At 46.8% G+C, this 19,515-nt stretch carries 15 protein-coding genes; 11 read left to right on the forward strand and 4 right to left on the reverse strand.

The annotated features are described in order from the left end of the window. Window positions 1-245 precede the first annotated feature (245 nt). The 3 genes from L2082_RS06455 to L2082_RS06465 form a co-directional block, all read right to left on the reverse strand. A complete protein-coding gene (locus L2082_RS06455; RefSeq protein WP_446009954.1) occupies window positions 246-689 on the reverse strand; it encodes a Smr/MutS family protein in 444 nt (147 codons plus the stop codon). A gap of 12 nt (window positions 690-701) precedes the next feature. Beyond that, on the reverse strand, window positions 702-2,864 hold the full coding sequence (locus L2082_RS06460) for a RelA/SpoT family protein (protein ID WP_446009955.1): 2,163 nt from the start codon (window positions 2,862-2,864) through the stop codon (window positions 702-704). Window positions 2,865-3,030: 166 nt separating this feature from the next. After that, entirely contained in the window at window positions 3,031-4,764 is a 1,734-nt protein-coding gene (locus tag L2082_RS06465) for a proline--tRNA ligase (RefSeq protein WP_446009956.1), read from the reverse strand. Window positions 4,765-5,295: 531 nt separating this feature from the next. Here L2082_RS06465 and L2082_RS06470 point away from each other — a divergent pair. Beyond that, a complete protein-coding gene (locus L2082_RS06470; protein ID WP_446009957.1) occupies window positions 5,296-7,836 on the forward strand; it encodes a PAS domain S-box protein in 2,541 nt (846 codons plus the stop codon). Further along, window positions 7,833-10,142 carry a response regulator gene (locus L2082_RS06475; protein WP_446011549.1) on the forward strand — a complete coding sequence of 770 codons (2,310 nt, stop codon included), beginning with the start codon at window positions 7,833-7,835 and terminating at the stop codon, window positions 10,140-10,142. Before L2082_RS06470 ends, L2082_RS06475 begins: the two co-directional genes overlap by 4 nt. Here the strand turns inward: L2082_RS06475 and L2082_RS06480 are convergent. Then, entirely contained in the window at window positions 10,113-11,081 is a 969-nt protein-coding gene (locus L2082_RS06480; protein ID WP_446010960.1) for a LysR family transcriptional regulator, read from the reverse strand. The genes L2082_RS06475 and L2082_RS06480 overlap by 30 nt on opposite strands. Window positions 11,082-11,416: 335 nt before the next feature. Here L2082_RS06480 and L2082_RS06485 point away from each other — a divergent pair, with 335 nt between their 5' ends. From L2082_RS06485 to L2082_RS06525, 9 genes are all read left to right on the forward strand, one after another. After that, entirely contained in the window at window positions 11,417-13,315 is a 1,899-nt protein-coding gene (locus L2082_RS06485; RefSeq protein WP_446011550.1) for a protein-disulfide reductase DsbD family protein, read from the forward strand. Window positions 13,316-13,550: 235 nt separating this feature from the next. After that, on the forward strand, window positions 13,551-14,855 hold the full coding sequence (locus L2082_RS06490) for an adenylosuccinate synthase (protein ID WP_446011182.1): 1,305 nt from the start codon (window positions 13,551-13,553) through the stop codon (window positions 14,853-14,855). A gap of 155 nt (window positions 14,856-15,010) precedes the next feature. Further along, the gene (gene rpoZ / locus L2082_RS06495) at window positions 15,011-15,289 is read left to right on the forward strand and encodes a DNA-directed RNA polymerase subunit omega (protein ID WP_446011180.1); all 279 of its coding nucleotides are present in this window, start codon (window positions 15,011-15,013) and stop codon (window positions 15,287-15,289) included. Window positions 15,290-15,310: 21 nt separating this feature from the next. Beyond that, on the forward strand, window positions 15,311-16,438 hold the full coding sequence (gene dnaJ, locus L2082_RS06500) for a molecular chaperone DnaJ (RefSeq protein WP_446011552.1): 1,128 nt from the start codon (window positions 15,311-15,313) through the stop codon (window positions 16,436-16,438). A 35-nt stretch (window positions 16,439-16,473) separates the two neighbouring features. After that, window positions 16,474-16,965 carry a cyclic pyranopterin monophosphate synthase MoaC gene (moaC, locus tag L2082_RS06505; protein ID WP_446010548.1) on the forward strand — a complete coding sequence of 164 codons (492 nt, stop codon included), beginning with the start codon at window positions 16,474-16,476 and terminating at the stop codon, window positions 16,963-16,965. Between the two features lie 18 nt (window positions 16,966-16,983). Beyond that, window positions 16,984-17,346 carry an RNA polymerase-binding protein DksA gene (dksA, locus tag L2082_RS06510; RefSeq protein WP_446010549.1) on the forward strand — a complete coding sequence of 121 codons (363 nt, stop codon included), beginning with the start codon at window positions 16,984-16,986 and terminating at the stop codon, window positions 17,344-17,346. Next, entirely contained in the window at window positions 17,347-18,348 is a 1,002-nt protein-coding gene (gene galT, locus L2082_RS06515; RefSeq protein ID WP_446010550.1) for a galactose-1-phosphate uridylyltransferase, read from the forward strand. 12 nt (window positions 18,349-18,360) lie between these two features. Continuing rightward, complete coding sequence (locus L2082_RS06520) at window positions 18,361-18,717, forward strand: response regulator (RefSeq protein ID WP_446010551.1); 357 nt, start codon at window positions 18,361-18,363, stop codon at window positions 18,715-18,717. A gap of 93 nt (window positions 18,718-18,810) precedes the next feature. Beyond that, the gene (locus tag L2082_RS06525) at window positions 18,811-19,488 is read left to right on the forward strand and encodes a GTP cyclohydrolase, FolE2/MptA family (protein WP_446010552.1); all 678 of its coding nucleotides are present in this window, start codon (window positions 18,811-18,813) and stop codon (window positions 19,486-19,488) included. Window positions 19,489-19,515: the final 27 nt, after the last annotated feature.

The raw sequence follows: 19,515 nt of genomic DNA on the forward strand, positions 1-19,515 counted from the left end.
TTATCTATTTTTCGCAACTCTTCTCTGGATAGGTGCATGCGAACTCAGAACGTGGATAGATCTCGTAAAAAACGTTGTGACCCTTAAACTATCGTGATCTTCTTTTTTTGTCCAATCTTTTTTTGTGTGGAATGAGGGGGGTGAACGGTTACCTCATGAATTTGTTCGCGCCGCTTCACAGAAAGAATCCTCTTCTGATACTATAGAAATATCCTTTGCGTATTTGGTTAGACTTTATGGTTTTTTTAGAAAATAACGAGAGTAATCCCTTTATTCCCCTTGTTCAGGTCCCGGTGCTGGCGAAGAAAAGGAAAGCGACGGACCAGGTTACGGCCTGGGCCATTACCAGTGCTGAATTGTTCACCAACAAAGACATCGTTAATCTCGCCGCGATATTTGAGAAATTGCAGTCTCTCCTGAATCTTCTCTCTGATCACTCCACCGCGTCCTGAAGAACCATACCCGTGGATCAGGGTGAGCACCCGGCATCCTTCCAGTTTGGCTTGTTCAAGTTCCCGTTCAAGACGTCCCAGGGCCTGCTCAACTGTGGGCATCCCACGCTTGAGTTTGACTGTCCGATGTGGCAATCCTTTTCCTGGTGCAGAAAGTTCTATTGTGGATTCACAAAAAGGACATCGGCTGATCCCCAAGTCCACCTCATTGCCGCAGACATCGCACAAAAACTCCATAGTGTTCACTGTCTATCGTCTGCGTACTTCGATCATATCTGGCAGCTGCTGTAAGTGAGTGAGGAGTTTCTGCAGATGCTCTTTATCATCGATTTCAAGGGTGATGTAGAATTCAGCAATGTTTTCCTGGGTGGTTCGGGAGCTGAACTCAATAACATCAGCATTATCATTGGAGATAAGGGTACTGATATCAGCCAGCAGATTTTTCCTGTCATCGGCCCGTAAAAAAAGTTCGGTTCTGTGTTTACCTTGATTATTGGCAGCCCAGCTGACCTCAACCCAACGGGTCGGATCTGTTGCCAGCAAGCTTGGGCATTGGGCCTTATGCACGGATATCCCTTTGCCTGTGGTAATAAATCCAATTATCTCATCACCAGGAACAGGTTTGCAGCATTGGCTGATTTTGATGAGCATGTCATCAACACCGTCAATCTGAACGGCCCCTCTGGTGCTTGGTGTTGGTTTCTGAGGACCAACCTCCACGAGCTGTTCCAGCTGTTCTTCTGCCTGGCTCTGTTTTTCCTGCTGTTGTATTTCCTTGGGAAGCAAAACCCGTTCAAGATGACGGGACGTTATTGTCCCTGTTCCCATCTTGGCCAGCAGATCATCCAGAGAGTTACAGCGCAGTTCTTCCAAAAGAAGGCGAATATGACCGCTCTTGGTCAGTTTTTTCAGGCTGGTATTCAGTCGTTTTAGTTCCCGTTCGCAAATTTCCCGCCCTTCCTGCAGGGTTTTTTCTTTTTCCTCTTTGCGTAACCATTGACGGATCTTGGCTCTGGCCCGGCTGGTCTTGACCAATTGCAGCCAGGCCCGTTTGGGATGTTGATTTTTTGAAGTGATGATTTCTACAATATCACCATTCTGTAGCTCATATCGTAACTGCACCAGACGGCCATTGACCCGGGCGCCAGTACATTGATCACCAACTGCGGTATGGATGGCATAGGCAAAATCAATGGGCGTGGAGCCTCTGGGCATTTCCCGAACTTCGCCTGTCGGGGTCAGGGCGTACACATCCGGGGCAAAAAGTTCTCCACGTACCGAGTCAAGGAATTCTCCTGGATCCTCAACCTCTTGAAGATTTTGCACCAGTTTTTTGAGTTCCTTAAACAGGCGGGCATCCCGGCTGTTGATCTTTTGTCCCTCTTTATAGGCCCAATGCGCTGCAACACCTTCCTGGGCCACCCGATCCATCTCATCGGTGCGGATTTGGATTTCAATAAAATGACCACCCGGGCCAGCCACTGTGGTGTGAAGAGACTGATAATTATTTGATTTTGGCGAGGAGATGAAGTCTTTGATCCTGCCTGGAACCGGGGTCCACCTGCCATGAATAGTGCCCAGTGCCTCGTAACACTCTTTTACTGTGTTGACAATAATACGAAAGGCTACCTTGTCGTAGACCTGTTCCAACGGGATATTTTGCACCACCAACTTTTTATAAATGGAGTAGAGATGCTTTGGACGCCCTATTACCCGGACTGGAATTACACCGTTTTTTTTGAGTTTTTCCCGGAGGATGCCAATGACTTCATCAACATATTTTTCCCGTTCTCCCAAGGTGTTGACCAGGTGGCCCATCAGTTCCTTATATTCTGCCGGAAAAAGATATTGAAAGGAGAGATCTTCAAGTTCGCGTTTTAACCAGTCGATGCCCAGTCGACTGGCCAGGGGCGCATAGAGATCCATAGTTTCCCGTGCGAGCTGCCGTTGTTTTTCCGGGCTTTCCCGCCGGAGAAGGAGCATGTCATGGAGACGATCAGCAAGTTTGACCAGCAGCACCCGGATGTCTGATCCCATTGCCAGGAACAGCTTACGTATATTTTCCGCCTGATAGGCCATCTTGGAGTCGTAACGGACATTGGTTATCTTGGTTGTTCCGTTGACGATATTGGCGACATCAGGGCCAAATTTTTTTTCCAGCTCTTCAAGGGATGCAGCATCTTCTTTGAGAACACCGTGGAGAAGGGCTGCTATGATTGTGGCCAGATCCAGATGCATAGAGGCCACAGTATTGGCCACATCCAGCAGATGATTGATATAGGATTTCCCTGATGAATGATGAAGATGCTCGTGTCGTTCCAGGGCAAAGGCGTGGGCATGCTCAAGTGTGCGCAGTTCATCTTCAGAGAGATGCTCGGCAGCTGTACTTTTTAGCTCGTCAAAATCAACCATGCTTTCTGTTTCGTTTTCCCTCCCCAAGGAAAGGGAGAGGAGAGATGGGTTTTAGTTATGCTTGTAGGGACACGGCATGCCGTGTCCCTACACATCATCGGGCGAACACAGGGATTCGCCCCTACGGCAATCGAAATAATGGGTAGGGTATTTCTTATCGAGCCCCTTATTGATTAAGGGCAGCAAGCTCATCCTGAACCATGGTGGCGATGGTTGATGCAGCCTGTTCGTAGGCAAGCAGGCTTGTACTCCCATCGCGTCGTGTCCGTACTTCAACCTTTCCTTCTTTTTCCCAGGTTTTTCCTACAGTGATGCGGTAGGGAATGCCGATGAGGTCAGCATCTTTAAATTTGGATCCCGGACGTTCATCCCGATCATCCAGCAGAACGTCCAAACCAGCGCCCCTGAGATCCTGATAAAGTTTTTCTGTGGCTGCACAGGTCTCATCATTTTTTATCCCCAGATTAAGGATAATCACCTGGAATGGGGCCAGGGGAAGGGGAAAGATGATGCCGTTTTCGTCATGATTCTGTTCAATAGCAGCAGCCACCACCCGGCTGATCCCAATGCCGTAGCAGCCCATGACCATTGTTTGCTCTTTCCCTTCCTGATCCTGATACACGGCATGCATGGCCTCAGAATACTTGGTTCCTAACTTGAAGATATGGCCGACTTCAATGCCTTCGGTCAGTTCCAGGCTTCCTTTGCAAACCGGACAGCAATCCATTTCTGTGATCTGGCGGAGGTCGCCCACAGCAGCCGGGCTGAAATCACGGCCAGGATTCACTCCGGTGAGATGGTGGCCTTTTTCATTGGCCCCGGCAACAGCATTGATCATGGTCATGACTTCCTGGTCTGCCACCATTTTAATGGGAATATTCACTGGTCCGATATATCCCACCGGGAGCTTGGTCAGTTTCCAGGCTGTATCATTCTCTGCCAATTCAACCTCATTGGCATCAAGCAGTTTTTTCAGCTTGACAGACTGTACCTCACGATCTCCGCGAACCAGCACAGCCACTGGCTCATCATCAGCAAGATAAATCATGGTCTTGATAACGTCTTTGGCAGTGACCTGAAGGAATTCTGCCACCCGATCCACCGTTTTCGTGCCAGGTGTTTCCACCTTGGTGCAGTCGTTCAGCTCGGTTGCTGGTACTGTTTTTGAGGCAGTATCAGGAAGAACCACTTTGGCTTTTTCCACATTGGCTGCGTACTCGCATTCCCGACAGGTGACCAGGGTGTCTTCTCCTGTTTCGGCCAATACCATGAATTCGTGGGAGAAAGAACCGCCAATGCTGCCGGAATCTGCTTCCACTGCCCGAAACTCAAGCCCGCAACGTTGAAAGATTCGGGTGTACGCATTGTGCATGGTCTGGTAACTTTGACTGGCTGCCTCATCGCTGACGTCAAAGGAATAAGCATCTTTCATGAGAAATTCACGCCCGCGCATCAGGCCAAAGCGGGGACGGATTTCATCGCGGAATTTGGTTTGGATCTGATACAGGTTCACAGGGAGCTGGCGGTATGAGTGAAGCTCTCGGCGGGCAATGTCTGTGATAACCTCTTCATGGGTGGGCCCCAGACAATAATCGCGGTTATGTCGATCCTGGAAACGGAGCAACTCTGGCCCGTATTGGGTCCAGCGGCCTGATTCTTCCCAGAGGTCAGCAGGCTGGACCATAGGCATGAGCAGTTCCTGAGCCCCGGCCCGGTTCATCTCTTCACGGACAATGGCTTCCATCTTTTTAAGGGCAGCCAGGCCAAGAGGAAGATAGGTATACAGCCCTGAAGTCAGCTTGCGGATACAACCAGCCCGCAGTAATAGTTGATGACTGATAACTTCGGCCTCAGCCGGGACTTCTTTGGCCGTGCGGATGAGCATCTGGGAGTAACGCATAATGGAGTAACTGTATCTGAAGGTTTATACTAAAGTACCGGGTGCTCCTTTGGGGCGCCCAATCAACATTTATGTTTTGTTGTCCCTCCCCCAGGGGGGAGGGATGGAAATTATACAAAAGTACCGGGTGCCCCTTTGGGGTGCCCAATCAACTTTTATGTTTAGTTATCTCTCTCCAAGGGGATGGATGGGAGTGATCTCACGGTTAGCTCAGGTAATCTTTGGCAATCGTACGAGAGAATGAAAACTTCATTCAACTGAGCAGGTTAGATTTTCTTGCTCAAATTACCACAGAATTTCTTGAATGACAATGGCGTTCGGCACAAGGATTGGATCCCGTTCTTTGAGTTTGTTTAAGAAGCTGAAGAGCTTTTCTCTTTTAGCAAAACAGGTTCTCTGTTTGACTTCGTTTTATCAGTTTTGTTATTATAAGGAAAGTATGTTTCCAATTGTATTTTTGGGAAAAGTTGGTCAGGAGAGCAGGCATTGATTATGCAACGGTGGAAGAAAGTCAAGTTAAGCAGCTGTGTTATGCTCTTGTGGATATGCCTGATCTGTCTTCTTCTGGCGGCAGTTTATTTGGTGTTTACTTTGCGTCTTCATCACTATCAGGCTCATGACCCAGAAGCTGTTCGACAGGGGATTATGATACTTGAAGAATCCCTTGCTCTTGTTTCTGTTTTTGTCGTTGTCTTGTTTCTTCCTGTTATTGCGATTTTTATACGTCATTCTGTGGTTCGTCCTGCGGAGCGTTTGATTGCTGCGATGAATTCTTTTGATGCAGAGCAATATCCTTTACTTGAAAAAGATATGGGGACGCTGGAATTTTCTGCTCTGGCTTCGGCGTTTAACCGAATGGTGAAAGTCTTATGGGAGCATGATCAACAGGTTAACATTCTCTCCACAGCGATTGAACAGAGTCCCGCTGCTGTTGTTATTACCGACCTTGAAGGGAAGATTGAATATGTTAATTCCAGGATGGAGCAGTTGACCGGTTACATGGCTGAGGAGTTGAAAGGTCGTTCGACCAGTATTTTTCAATCAGGATATACACCGATTGAAAAATATGATGAGTTGTGGCAGACGGTTAACAGTGGTCAGGTCTGGAAAGAGGAGTTGCTCAATAAGAAAAAAGACGGCAGTTTATCCTGGGAATTCGTGCTGGTAGCCCCTATCTTTTCAAAAGATAAGAAAATTATTAACTTTGTTGCTACAAAAGAGGATATTACTGAGCGAAAACAGACCAGAGAATTGCTGCGGCAAAGCGAAAAACGATATCGCCAGACGTTTGAGACAAATATGGCGGTGAAACTGATTATCGACCCGGCAGACGGTGCTCTTGTCGAGGCAAATCAGGCTGCTGTCTCCTATTACGGGTATTCGCTGGAACAGCTTGTTGCGATGCGGATTACAGATATCAATCAGCTTTCTCCAGAAGAAGTGCGGGCCGAAATGGTCAGGGCTGAACGGGAAGAACGGCTGTATTTCAATTTTCGTCATAAATTGGCTTCAGGAGAAATACGTGATGTGGAAGTGTATTCCGGCCCCCTGCAAAGCGGGGAGCGAACATTGCTCTACTCTATTATACATGATGTTACAGACCGTAAGCAGGCGGAAAAGCAGCTTGTTGCAGCAAAAAAAGAAGCTGAATCTGCCAATCGTGCCAAGTCTGTTTTTCTTGCTAATATAACCCATGAATTGCGCACTCCTTTAAATGCTGTACTTGGCTATGCCCAGCTCTTGGGTATGGAAAGCACATTAACAGCAAAACAGCTGGATAATGTGCAAACTATCCGTAATGCAGGTGAGTATCTTTTGATGCTTATTAACGATATTCTGGAGTTTTCTCAAATTGAGGCTGGAAAAACAGATTGTGTCTCCAAGGTCTTCAGGCTCCCTGGATTTTTTTCAGGAGTAGCAGACATTATTAAGCCTGAAATGAATGCCAAAGGACTGACCCTTCAGTTTCAGGAAGATCCACAGTTGCCAGAGTTTATCCGGGCAGATGAATTACGGCTCCGTCAAGTCATCCTTAACCTGCTTTCCAATGTGGTTAAATTCACTCCGCAGGGTGGGGCTTGTCTTCTCCGGTCTGAACTGAATATAATCAGTGGAGAGCAAGCCTTGTTAACAGTAAGTGTCGAAGATAACGGGTTGGGTATTCCTCTGCTCATGCAGGAAAAAATTTTTGAACCTTTTTGTCAAAATGACGAACGCTTACAGTATGCAGAAGGTTCTGGGCTTGGGTTGGCTATCAGTCGACAATTGGTGCGCCTCATGGGTGGAGAACTTGAGGTGAAAAGTCCTGCCAAACAGGATGTTCAGCCCAACGAGCATCCTGGGACCTGTTTCTTTTTTACTGTTCCGGTGGAGATTATAGAGCCGAACCAGAGAAGTGCAGTGCCCCGGCAAGCTGTTACCGGCTATACAGTGCATGCAGGAGATACAACCAAAAAGATTTTGATCGTTTCTGGTAATTCCTCAAACCTGGCAGTGTTGGACAATATTCTTTCCTCGTTTGGATTTAAGGTGCATGGGGTACAGCCAGACAGCATGTTGGCCAGGGATTTGGACCAGTTCAGGCCAGATGCTGTCCTGGCTGTGTTGCCCACAGCCTGTTGTGAGGAGCAGATTGTGTTGCGAAAAATTCAGGAGCAAGAGGGGCTGGGCCAATTACCAGTGATTGCCCTTGCTGACTACTCAGTCTTTGTTGCTCTGGAAGAAGAGCAGCAGGAGGGGTTGTATACTGCCCATGTTGTTAAACCATTTTCTGGCTTTGACCTGCTTTCTGTTCTTGCAGAACATCTTCCCATTAGCTTGTCCTATGATCATAGTACAGAGAGAATTGAGTCTGAGCAGAAAATTATCCCACCCCCGGAGGAAGAGCTGAGGGCATTGCTTGTTAAGGTCAGGCAAGGCGATGTGGCCGGGATCAATCAGCAGGTTGCAGGCTTGTTTGCAATGGATGCAGGCAAGTATAAGCGTTTTGCTTTGCAGGTAGAGCAGCTTGCAGAAGATTTTCAATTGAATATGATCGCCGATTTGATCAAACGATACGGAATTTCTCAATGAACCAGCAGAATAAAGATACTATCCTGATCGTAGATGATCAGCCCGTTAATCTTAAAATCCTTCTTTCCTTTTTGCAGAAGCAGGATTTTGAACTCCGTGTTTTACAAAGCGGTGTCCAGGCCCTTGCCCTGTTAGAGGAAACAATTCCAGATATTATTTTGCTTGATGTCATGATGCCGGACCTGGATGGCTTTGAGACCTGTCGCAGGATTAAAGCTGATGAACGTTTTGTTGATATTCCGGTTATTTTTATGACAGCCCTTGATACAGTGGAAGATAAGGTAACTGGTTTTAAAGCTGGTGGGGTTGATTATATTACCAAGCCTTTTCAGCAATTAGAGGTGTTAATCCGTATTAACACTCATATCAATCTGCGGAAAAAAGCACAAAAACTTAAGGAGACCCAGGAAGAACTCCTGTTGCAGAAAAATAAGCTGGAAGCCCTGATTCATTCCATTCCTGACCCTATCTATATTAAAGACGTGGACAATAAATATATAGGTTGCAATCAGGCGTTTGAGAAGGTTTCAGGCCGAAAAGAGCAAGATATTGTTGGGCAAGAAGATACAGCGATTTTTTCTCCAGAAGTTGCAGCTTCTTTTCGGACAAAGGACCAGGAAATGCTTGCAAAGGGTAAAGCCCAGAGGATTGAGGAGCATATTATTACTCCTTATGGAGAAGATTTGTTTTTTGATATCTGGAAGACACCTTACATTGGCCCTGATGGAAAATTACTTGGTATGATAGGGATTTGTCGTGATATTAATGAGCTGAAGCAGGTGCAGCAGGAAGCGGAAGAGGAAAAAGAGCGACTCAGTGTGACCTTGCAGTCTATTGGTGATGGCGTGATCACCACTGATGTAGAGGGCAATGTCGTGTTTATCAACAGGGCTGCTGAACAGTTAACAGGCTGGCATAATGCAGATGCTGTTGGTAAAGCTTCTGGTCAAATTTTCAGGATTTTCGACGAAAAAAGAGACGAATCATCCCTGGATCCGGTTGCAAAGATTTTACAAACCGGCAAACGTTTGGCCCTGTCACGGGATGCTGTGTTGGAGAATAAGGATGGAATGAGGCTGAACATTGCTGACAGTGGTGCTCCTATCCGGGATCGAGAGGATTATATCATTGGCGTTGTTATTATTTTTCGTGACATTACCCAAGAGAAAAAAATGGATCAGGAACGGGTGAAGATTCGAAAACTGGAATCAGTGGGCATCCTTGCTGGTGGGATTGCCCATGATTTTAACAACCTTCTCTCAGCTATTCTTGGCAATATTGAGTTGGCATCATCAGGGGTTCCAGAGCATGGTAAGATCTGGAACCTGCTTGCTGCTGCGCAGAAGGCAACAGAGAGGGCAACCAAGCTGACCTATCAGCTGCTCACGTTTTCAAAAGGTGGTGAGCCGATTAAAGAAAGAACTTCTCTGCCAGAGCTGGTCAGTGAGTCGGCAAATTTTGTACTCCACGGTTCTCTGGTGTCTTGTGAGTTTTCTTTTGCTGATGATTTGTGGACGATCTATGCGGACAGTGGTCAGATCAGTCAGGTAATCCAGAATATTATTCTCAATGCCAAAGATGCTATGCCTCATGGCGGGCGGATAACCGTTGCATGCCGTAATGTTAATGATTTGGCCTCTGGCTTATTGCTGCGACGTCATAAGGGGAATTTTGTCCAGATTACGATTCAGGATACCGGGACAGGGATCCGCCAGGATATTATGGAGAGTATCTTTGATCCCTATTTTACCACTAAGAAAAAGGGGAATGGGCTGGGGCTGGCTATCTGCCACTCCATTATTAAAAAACATGGTGGGCATATTACTGTGCATTCAGAGAAGCAGCAGGGCACAATGTTTTCTATCTATTTGCCTGCCATGCCTGCGCCTGTTCAGCCAGATACTGCACCGCAGACCCAGGAAGAGAGCATCACGTCAACCAGGATTATGGTTATGGATGATGATCAGATGCTTCGTACGCTGGCCCAGTCGCAGTTGGCTGCCCTGGGGCATGATGCTGTGCTTGTCGAAGATGGGGCCGCAGCCATCAGTACCTATCAGGAGATGCTGGAAAGCGACAACCCTATTGATCTTGTTATTCTGGATTTGACGATCCCAGGCGGTATGGGAGGAAAAGAAACAGCGCAAAAACTTCTCCAACTGGACCCGGATGCAAAACTTATTGTAGCCAGTGGTTATTCCAATGATCCTGTTATGGCAGAGTACACTGAATACGGCTTTCGGGCTGCGGTGGCCAAGCCTTTTACTCTGAAAGAATTACGTAAAGCCATTGCGGCAGCTCAGTAATTCATCCAGTTTTTTGGGTGATGACAGGCATTCGCGTCCCAGGCCGCACTGGGCTATCATGCTGCAAAATCGTAAAAACGCATCCATGAGCCGGGTTGTGGTTTTGTCCTTATGCTGAATAATTGAGAGCTGCCGTCTCATATTAATATCCTGGATGGATAAGCCTTTGAGCCAGCCATGCTCTTCTTCCCGGCAAATGGTCAGTTCTGACAAACAGGCTGCACCCACGCCAGCTTCCACGGCTTTTTTGATGGCTTCAGTGTGGCCGATCCTGCTGACAACATTAAGTAAGGCTGCATGTTCTCCCAATTTATTTTTAAAAATTTCTGCTGTGCCGGAACCGTCTTCCCGGAGAACCCAAGCGGTTTTAGCCAGATCATCGGGCAGGGTAAAGATTTCCTGGTCAGCAAGAGGATGGGAGCTGCTGATAATAATCCGTAGCTCGTCTTCAAACCAAAGGGTCATGCGAACCCCTTCGTCGGTAATACCGCCTTCAACAAAGCCAAGGTCCATAACCCCTTGTGCCACAAGTCGTTCAGCCTGCTTGGTATTGGCCACCATCATATTGATGTGGGCCTCAGGATGCATGCGCATAAAAAGGGCAATGGGATAGGGCAGGACGTAATTACCAATGGTTGAGCTGGCAATGATTTCTAAGGATCCGGCAATGACATCGTTTTGTTCACTGAGTAAGGCTTCGACATTACGAACCTGATTGGTGATGTTTTTTGCCATGGGAAGCAGGTAACGTCCCCTGTCATTGAGCAGGAGGCTCCGACCGTGGCGATCAAAGAGCGGGCCGTCCAGTTGATTTTCCAGTTCAGCCAGGGCCATACTGACCGCAGACTGAGTAAGAAAAAGTTTTTTACTCGCTCTGGTAACCTGTTTGGTTTCTGCGACAGCAATGAATATTTGAAATTGTCTGAGTGTGATAGCCATTATCGTTCCTTGGCTGATGGGGAAGAATCAATCATACCATCATGGCATTATCTTGGGCGCTGTTTGTACGTTTTTTATTTGTACTGCTTTTGGAGATATTCGTCTAATTATTTTGTTCATTTTTTGAGAAACCTTCACGCATCACAGGCTTTCTTTCTGTCTTTGATCGGCGTTTTACCCTTGTTTTTCCTGTATACATACAGTAAGACTTGCCACAAAGGTTTTTTCTATATCAGGAGATATTCATGTGGCCTCTATTTGCAGGTTGCAGCAAGTCAGTATTACTTGTTTTCCTTGTCGTATAGTATTATTTTTCACAGGAAACTGAACTCCTGTTGGAACTCAAGAACAGTATATATTCTACAATCATGCTGGATAATAAAAACATATTCTCTTCATTACTCCTTGCCCTGCTGTTATTTGTATCGGGTCAGGATTGCCACGCAAATCTCCTAGGTGGCTCTTCGGCAGAAAAAGCCGTCAATGTCAGAGTTGCTTGGTCTGTTACCGCAGCCCATCCAGGCGATCAGGCCCTCCTGGCTGTTGTTATCCAGGTCAATGAGGGTTTTCATATTAATGCAGATGAGCGGCAGATTCTTTCGGTGGAAGATTTAAAGCTTTTTCCAACCAAGGTTGTTGTAACCGGAGCTGATAAAGGACTCAAGATAGAAGCGCCTCTTTATCCGCAAGCTGTACCCCTTACAGTACCCTATCTTACAGGGAAAGTAATGTCTTTTCAGGACGAAACAGTGATTTACCTGCCTGTTCGCCTGGAAGAATCCTTGTCTGGTGGCAGGTTAGCAGAGTTGAGTCTGCAAGTTCACTATCAGCCTTGCTCTGAAGAATACTGTTTACTGCCAGTAAAGGAGAAAATTGAGACGAGTCTGCCTATTGTTGCTCCCAATACGGTAACGGAAAGGATCAACCAAGAGCTTTTTAAACAATATGAACCCGGACTTGTTCCAGAAGTATCTGAAGAGATCGCTTTTAACCTGTTTGATTGGAAGTTTTCAGTGGATAGCTCTTCGTTAGGTGGAGTGATTTTATTACTGATCGTAGCTGCCTTTGGCGGTATGCTCCTTAATTTTACTCCCTGCGTTCTTCCGCTGATTCCTATAAAAATTATCAGCCTCTCCTATGCTGCAAAGAATCGGCGACAGTGCATTTTGCTTGGTGTGTTTATGTCACTGGGTGTTCTGATGTTCTGGCTTGGCCTGGGTGCCTTGATTGCCCTGGTGAGTGGTTTCAGTGCAACAAATCAGTTGTTTCAATACCCTGTGTTCACTATCTCGGTGGGACTAATTATTGCTGTGATGGCTGGTGGTATGTTTGATTTTTTCTCGCTGCAACTTCCAGCCTTTGTCTATATGATCCATCCTGAACAGGATACCCTGAAAGGCTCATTCGGCCTGGGAATTCTTGCAGCTGTCCTGTCTACCCCATGTACTGCACCTTTTATGGGGGCTGCCGCAGCATGGGCATCTACCCAGCCTCCGGCTTCTACTTTAGCTGTTTTTGCTGCCATAGGTATAGGGATGGCCTTACCTTACTTCCTGCTCTCTATCTCGCCAGACCTAGTTAGTAAAATGCCAAAAACCGGCCCGGCCAGTATCTTGGTTAAGCAAGTGATGGGACTGCTCATGCTTGCTGCTGCAGCCTATTTTGTCGGGATTGGGTTGGAGGTTCTCCTCTCCTCTCCAGCAGATCCTCCAGGGAAATTATACTGGTGGCCGGTTATGTTCTTTACCTTTTGTGCAGGGGGCTGGACAGTTTGGCGCACTGTGCAGATTGCTTCTCAGAACAAGGTGAAATACTTTTTTACTGCTCTTGGAGCGGTTGTAATGCTGCTCTCTGTACTCGGGTCCTGTCGTTTACCCCATACCGGCCCTATTGACTGGACGTATTACACCGCCGAACGTCTTGAACTCGCTCAGAAAGAAAAGAAAACCGTTGTTATGGTATTTACAGCAGAGTGGTGTCTGAACTGCAAGGTTTTGGAACAGGGAGTTCTCGAAAATTCCAAGATTATTGATTTATTGGATGATGAACGTGTGCTTCCCATGAAGGTCGATATTACAGGCAATAATCCAGAGGGCAAAGCAAAGCTTAAAGAAGTGGGGAGCCTGACTATTCCTTTACTGGTTGTCGTGGATTCAGCAGGAAAGGAGGTGTATAAAAGCGATTACTACACCGTGGATCAGGTGTACCAGGCTGTACAAAAGACCTTAAAGTAAGCCCTCCCCTTACTCAATACTTGATTGGTATACCCGATTCAGGTTCAGGCTGGTCAGAGCGGAACCGGACTATGCTCTCCAGGGATAATCGGGCTTTTCAAAAAAAACGTACCCTGTTTGACTTTTCTTTTTCTCTCGGCTATAGTAGCAAACCTGTTTGCGGTCTGCTGTTTTTCATTGTGAAAAGGTGCAGGCCTTTTTCTTGTGTTATCAGAATAGCGATGAGGAGTTGACCGTGGCCAGTGTCGTGGTGGTTGGAACCCAATGGGGTGACGAAGGAAAAGGAAAGATTGTTGATCTGCTGACAAATCATGCAGATTATATAGTACGATTTCAGGGCGGAAATAATGCCGGGCATACCCTGGTAGTTGAAGGGAAAAAATACGTATTTCATATTATTCCATCTGGAATCCTTTATGAGGATAAGGTGTGCATGATCGGCAACGGGGTGATTGTTGATCCTGGTGTGCTGCTTTCTGAAATGGAAGAGCTGAGCAGTCAAGGCTTGCCGGTAACCCCGGAACGGCTGATGCTCAGTGAAAATGCCCATCTCATCATGCCCTATCATCAGATGCTGGATCAGGCGCGAGAGGCTGCTTTGTCCAAAGGGAAAAAGATAGGAACCACCGGACGCGGTATCGGTCCATGTTATATGGATAAGGTCGGACGCGTAGGCATTAAGGCTGGTGATCTGCTTGATGGAAAGCAGTTTCTGGAAAAGCTGAGGAATAATATAGAAGAAAAAAATTTCTACCTGACGAAACAGTATAATGCAGAACCTGCCTCGTTTGAAAAGATTCAGGCGCAGTTTGAGGCCTATGCTGAGAAGTTGGCTCCCTTTGTCAATAATGTTTCTGTGGTTCTGGATAAGGCCCGGAAGGCGGAAAGAAATATTCTCTTTGAAGGTGCTCAGGGAACCCAGCTGGATATTGATCATGGCACCTATCCCTTTGTGACTTCCTCCAATACTGTTGCTGGTAATGCCTGCATTGGGTCAGGTTTTGGACCTGCTCATATTGATGAGGTGATTGGTATTCTTAAGGCATACACCACACGGGTGGGTGAAGGGCCTTTTCCGTCTGAACTGCCAGAAGGTGACACTGTGGGTGATGCACTCCAGAAAAAAGGTGGTGAGTTTGGTGCAACAACAGGACGCCGCCGTCGTTGTGGCTGGCTGGACATGGTTGTTGCCAATGACGCTGTGCGGTTAAATGGTTTGACAGGCTTGGCGATCACCAAGTTAGATGTCCTTTCAGGCCAATCGACCTTAAAGATCGGTACCCATTATGACGTTGAAGGCAAACGTTATGACTGTATGCCTGGTAATATTCGTCAAACAGCCTTGGCACAACCAGTTTATGATGAAATGCCGGGCTGGAGTGAAGACATCTCCGCAGTGCGGGATTATGATGACCTGCCGCAACAGGCCAAAGATTATGTCGATCGGATTGAAAATATGTCCGGCGTTGCGCCAATGATTGTTTCTGTGGGACCGGATCGGGCAGAGACCTTGTTATTACGCAATCCCTTTGAGAAATAAGTGAACGATCATCCCTCCCTTTGGAGAGGGACAATAAAACATGAAAGTTGATTGGGCATCTTTAAAGAACTGCCCGATACTTTTGTATAAATTAAAGGAAAAAGTGCCTGATAGAAGATGTTTCGTCAGGTTCTTTCTGTTCAGGAGAAAGGAGTATGGCTCGTATTACAGTGGAAGACTGTCTTTCCCAGGTTGGTGATGATAACCGCTTTGCCCTTGTGCATCTTGCTGTAGAGCGTATTCGACAGCATCGAAGAGGTGAACCCTTCCTGTTGGAAGGAAAGAATAAAGAAGTGGTGATGACCCTGCGTGAGATTGCCAATGGGTATGTTACATTTGATAATATTAAAGACCTACCAGCACAGCGTCGGGCTGATGAAGCAAAAGAACAGTCCGGAGATGCTGAGAAAAATAATGAAGTTGAGCAGGTATAATTTCGGATAGTAGAGCCAGTCATGAGCAGAGATTATTATGAAATCCTGTATGTATCACGGGATGCAGACGGTGAGACGATAAAAAAAGCCTATCGTAAACTTGCCATGAAATATCATCCTGATCGTAACCCGGATGATAAAGAGGCGGAAAGTCGATTTAAAGAAGCTGCTGAAGCCTATGAGGTGCTCAGCGACGCCCAAAAACGGCAGGTGTATGATACCTATGGTCATGAGGGTCTGAAAAACACCGGCTATTCCGGGCCAGGCAATGCCAGTGATATCTTTTCCCATATCAACGAGATGTTTGGGGATATGTTTGGTTTTGGCGGAGGTCGTTCACGACAGCGGGATCCTAACGGGCCTGTTCAGGGGAATGACCTGCGGTATGACCTGAAAATCTCTTTTATGGATGCCGTACATGGGGTTGAAAAAGAGGTTGAGATCACCAAACCTGAGACCTGCTGGACCTGTGAAGGCTCAGGAGCACGTCCGGGACACCAGCCACAAACCTGTCCGAGCTGCCAGGGCCGGGGACAGGTTATCCGTTCCCAGGGTTTTTTTCAGGTGAGTTCTACCTGTCCGCAATGTCGGGGTGCTGGTCAGATAGTGGTTGACCCTTGTACTGATTGTAATGGCGAGGGTTTGGTGAATAAAAAGAAAAAGGTCATGCTTAAGATTCCGGCAGGCGTTGATACCGGAGCCAGAATGCGCTTGACAGGAGAAGGAGAAGGCGGTCGCCGGGGCGGGCAGGCTGGCGATCTCTACGTGATTATTCATGTGCAGGATCACGAGTATTTTATCCGTGATGCCCGGACGATTTTTCTTCGTTATCCGGTTTCTATGGTCAAGGCGGCCTTGGGGTGCGAAGTTGATGTGCCAACTATCAACGGGGATGCCAAGCTGAAAATTAAAGCAGGTACTCAGTCAGGCGAACGCCTTACTCTGCGCGGCGAAGGTGTTGTTGGGCTGCGCGGTGGGCGATCAGGGGACATGATTGTAGAAGTCCAGGTCCAGACACCTACCAGTTTGACAAAAAAACAGAAAGAGTTGCTTTGCGAGTTTGATGAACACTGTGAGCAAGAGGAAGAAGGTTTTTTCTCCAAGATATTGCACGGACATTTTAAAGGAAAGGAAAAGGATAAGGCTTGATTTTCACCTGTTCAATTCCCATGATGTGATATAGAATGAGCCAGGCACAGGAGCTGACCCATTTTGATGATGCAGGAAATGCCTGTATGGTGAATGTCGGTCTTAAGGATGAGACCGAACGGATCGCTGTGGCTGAAGGGCGTATCAGGATGACGTCCACTGCATATGCAATGGTACAGGCAGGGACAATGAAAAAAGGCGATGTCCTTGGTGTTGCCAGAATAGCCGGTATCATGGCGGCCAAAAAGGTTGATGCTCTGATACCTCTTTGTCATCCTTTGGCGATTACCAGAGCAGATATAGCCTTTACCTTTGATGATGACGAGAATGCTGTTAAGATTGAGGCCACTGTTGGCATTATTGGACGAACCGGTGTGGAAATGGAAGCATTAACAGCGGTTTCTGTCACAGCGTTGACCATCTACGATATGTGTAAGGCTGTGGATAAGGGTATGGAGATTTCTGATATTCGTCTGAAGAAAAAAAGTGGTGGTAAAAGCGGTGATTATAACCGACAGGGTCGGTGACCGGGGGAGGAGTACATCATGGAAAAAGAACAACTGCAGCAATTCAGAGAGCAGCTTGAGGGAATGAAAGGGGAAATTATCTCTGACGTTGAACAGACGCTCACAGATATGACCAGCCATCACGGAAATATTCCAGATCCTAATGATCGGGCCACTATTGAATCGGACCGTGAGTTTGAATTACGCTTACGTAGCAGAGAACGTAAACTTCTGGATAAAATAGAGCTGGCTATTGGTCGGATTGATAAGGGAACCTATGGTATTTGTGCAGATTGCGAAGAGCCTATAGGTATTAAGCGGTTGCAGGCCCGACCAGTTGCTACCTTTTGTATTGACTGCAAGCTTGAACAGGAGCGACGGGAAAAAAACCTGGGGAGATAAATGCCTGAATTACGTAAGGATCCTATTCTTGGACGCTGGATAATTATTGCCAGGGAACGCAGCAAGCGACCAACAGATTTTGTTGTTGATACACCGGTGATTGGAGGAGGGTTTTGTCCTCTCTGTCCAGAAAACGAGAAGACCACGCCGAGCGAGGTGTTGGTCTATGGCCGTGATCCGTATCAGCCTGCAAATTCATCAGGCTGGAAACTTCGGGTTGTGCCTAATAAATATCCTGCCTTGGTCATTGAAGGCGAGCTTGAGAAGCAGGGTGAAGGATTATATGACCGCATGAATGGGATTGGTGCCCATGAGGTGGTAATTGAAAGTCCTCATCATACTGATCAGTTTGCTTTTCTTCCTTATGAGCAGATGATGCTCACGTTTAGGGCATTTCAGGAACGCATTCGGGATCTCTCCTATGATGAGCGCTTTGTCTATGTGATGGTGTTTAAGAATAATGGCAGAGCTGCTGGTGCCTCTCTTGAGCATACTCATTCCCAATTGGTGGCCCTGCCTGTTATGCCCCGGATGTTAGCTGCTGAACTTGAAGGGAGTAAATCCTACTTCGAGTATAAAGACCGTTGTATTTTTTGCGATATTATTCGGCAGGAAATTCAGCAGAATACTCGTTTGGTCTGCGAGAATGAACACTTTGTGACCTTGGCACCCTTTGCACCCCGGACCCCCTTTGAGATGTGGATTTTGCCGAAAAAACATAACTCATCCTATGTTCAACAGGATGAGGCTTCGTTGGCTGATTTAACCCGTATCTTTTCTGAGACATTGCGGCGCCTTGATGCCTGTATTCCAGGAATTCCCTATAATTTTGTTCTCCACACCCAACCTTTAAGATCGGGCGAGCTTGATTATTATCATTGGCATTTTGAGATTGTTCCTAAACTGACAAATATCGCTGGCTTTGAATGGGGGACAGGGTTTTATATCAACCCTATGGCCCCTGAGGATGCGTGTCAATATTTAGGCCAGGTAGACCTGTAGGAGAAGAATATCATGGCAAAGAAAAAGGTGTTGCTTGTTGATGACGAGGAAAGCATCCTCTTATTGTACAGCGAGGAAATCGAAGAAGAAGGCTTTGCAGTTGAGGTTGCTCATAATGGTGACCAGGCCTTAGAAGTTTTTAAGCAGTCTCCACCAGATCTGGTGATTCTTGATATTAATATGCCAGGCATGAATGGCATTGAGGTACTCCGTCAAATGAAGGATATCAACGCAGATCTTCCAGTAATCCTCAGCTCTGCTTATCCAGAGTATAAAGAAGACCTGGGTGCTTGGGCCTCAGACGAGTACATTGTTAAATCTGCCAATACTGATGAGCTGAAAGCTGCTGTTCATAAGTATCTTGACTAAGCTTTTCCACTCAGCGCAGCCTTTTATTGAAAAGAGCGTTTGCTTCCTTTGCGCATGCTCTTTTTCCGGCTACCTGTGGGCAGTGTCTCTATCATGAAAGATATCCAGAACCTTCAGGATGATCGTCGAATAAGTATTCGTAAGGTCGGCGTAAAAACTGTTTCCTACCCCATCACGGTACTGGACCGGCAAAAAAAATTGCAACATACAGTAGCCACTGTGGATATGTATGTGAATCTGCCCCACCGCTTTAAAGGAACGCATATGAGTCGTTTTGTCGAAATTCTCAACAGATTTCATGGCAAATTTGACCTCCAAAAGTTTCACCTGATTCTTCAGGAAATGAAGCACCAGCTTGATGCTGAGGCAGCCCACTTGGAAGTACGTTTCCCCTATTTTCTTGAGCGATCAGCCTTGGACCCAGACGCTTCCGGGATGGAACGCTATGAATGCCGCATGCATGGTTCGCTTCAGGAATGTGATGATTTAGTTATGGAGTTGAATGTGCCTATTACCCTGCCCAAATCATTGGGCCGCTGGGGCTATGCCCAGGTCTCTGTTCGCTTTAATGAATTCATCTGGCTGGAAGATCTGATCAGCAGGGTGCAGCAGGCCATCAGGTCGGGGGTGGAGGCTGCCTCTGTTGAGTCTTTATGCGGACAATTGGGCGATACCCTGAAAGACACTTTTGCAATTAGTTGGTTTCGCGTTGAAGTTGAAAACCTTGCTGATGGTTGCTCCACCTTTGCTACGGTTGAGAGTACTCTTTGATTCGATGAGTGCCTTCTTACTCCTGAA

Source organism: Candidatus Electrothrix sp. (genome assembly GCF_052785085.1).

Excerpts from the sequence above, each read along its gene's own strand:
- L2082_RS06520 (WP_446010551.1), top strand. The coding sequence starts at position 18,361 with ATGGCAAAGAAAAAGGTGTTGCTTGTTGATGACGAGGAAAGCATCCTC.
- galT (WP_446010550.1), top strand. The coding sequence starts at position 17,347 with ATGCCTGAATTACGTAAGGATCCTATTCTTGGACGCTGGATAATTATT.
- L2082_RS06465 (WP_446009956.1), bottom strand. The coding sequence starts at position 4,764 with ATGCGTTACTCCCAGATGCTCATCCGCACGGCCAAAGAAGTCCCGGCT.
- dksA (WP_446010549.1), top strand. The coding sequence starts at position 16,984 with ATGGAAAAAGAACAACTGCAGCAATTCAGAGAGCAGCTTGAGGGAATG.
- L2082_RS06460 (WP_446009955.1), bottom strand. The coding sequence starts at position 2,864 with ATGGTTGATTTTGACGAGCTAAAAAGTACAGCTGCCGAGCATCTCTCT.
- L2082_RS06475 (WP_446011549.1), top strand. The coding sequence starts at position 7,833 with ATGAACCAGCAGAATAAAGATACTATCCTGATCGTAGATGATCAGCCC.
- L2082_RS06455 (WP_446009954.1), bottom strand. The coding sequence starts at position 689 with ATGGAGTTTTTGTGCGATGTCTGCGGCAATGAGGTGGACTTGGGGATC.
- L2082_RS06470 (WP_446009957.1), top strand. The coding sequence starts at position 5,296 with ATGCTCTTGTGGATATGCCTGATCTGTCTTCTTCTGGCGGCAGTTTAT.
- L2082_RS06480 (WP_446010960.1), bottom strand. The coding sequence starts at position 11,081 with ATGGCTATCACACTCAGACAATTTCAAATATTCATTGCTGTCGCAGAA.
- rpoZ (WP_446011180.1), top strand. The coding sequence starts at position 15,011 with ATGGCTCGTATTACAGTGGAAGACTGTCTTTCCCAGGTTGGTGATGAT.
- L2082_RS06525 (WP_446010552.1), top strand. The coding sequence starts at position 18,811 with ATGAAAGATATCCAGAACCTTCAGGATGATCGTCGAATAAGTATTCGT.
- dnaJ (WP_446011552.1), top strand. The coding sequence starts at position 15,311 with ATGAGCAGAGATTATTATGAAATCCTGTATGTATCACGGGATGCAGAC.
- moaC (WP_446010548.1), top strand. The coding sequence starts at position 16,474 with ATGAGCCAGGCACAGGAGCTGACCCATTTTGATGATGCAGGAAATGCC.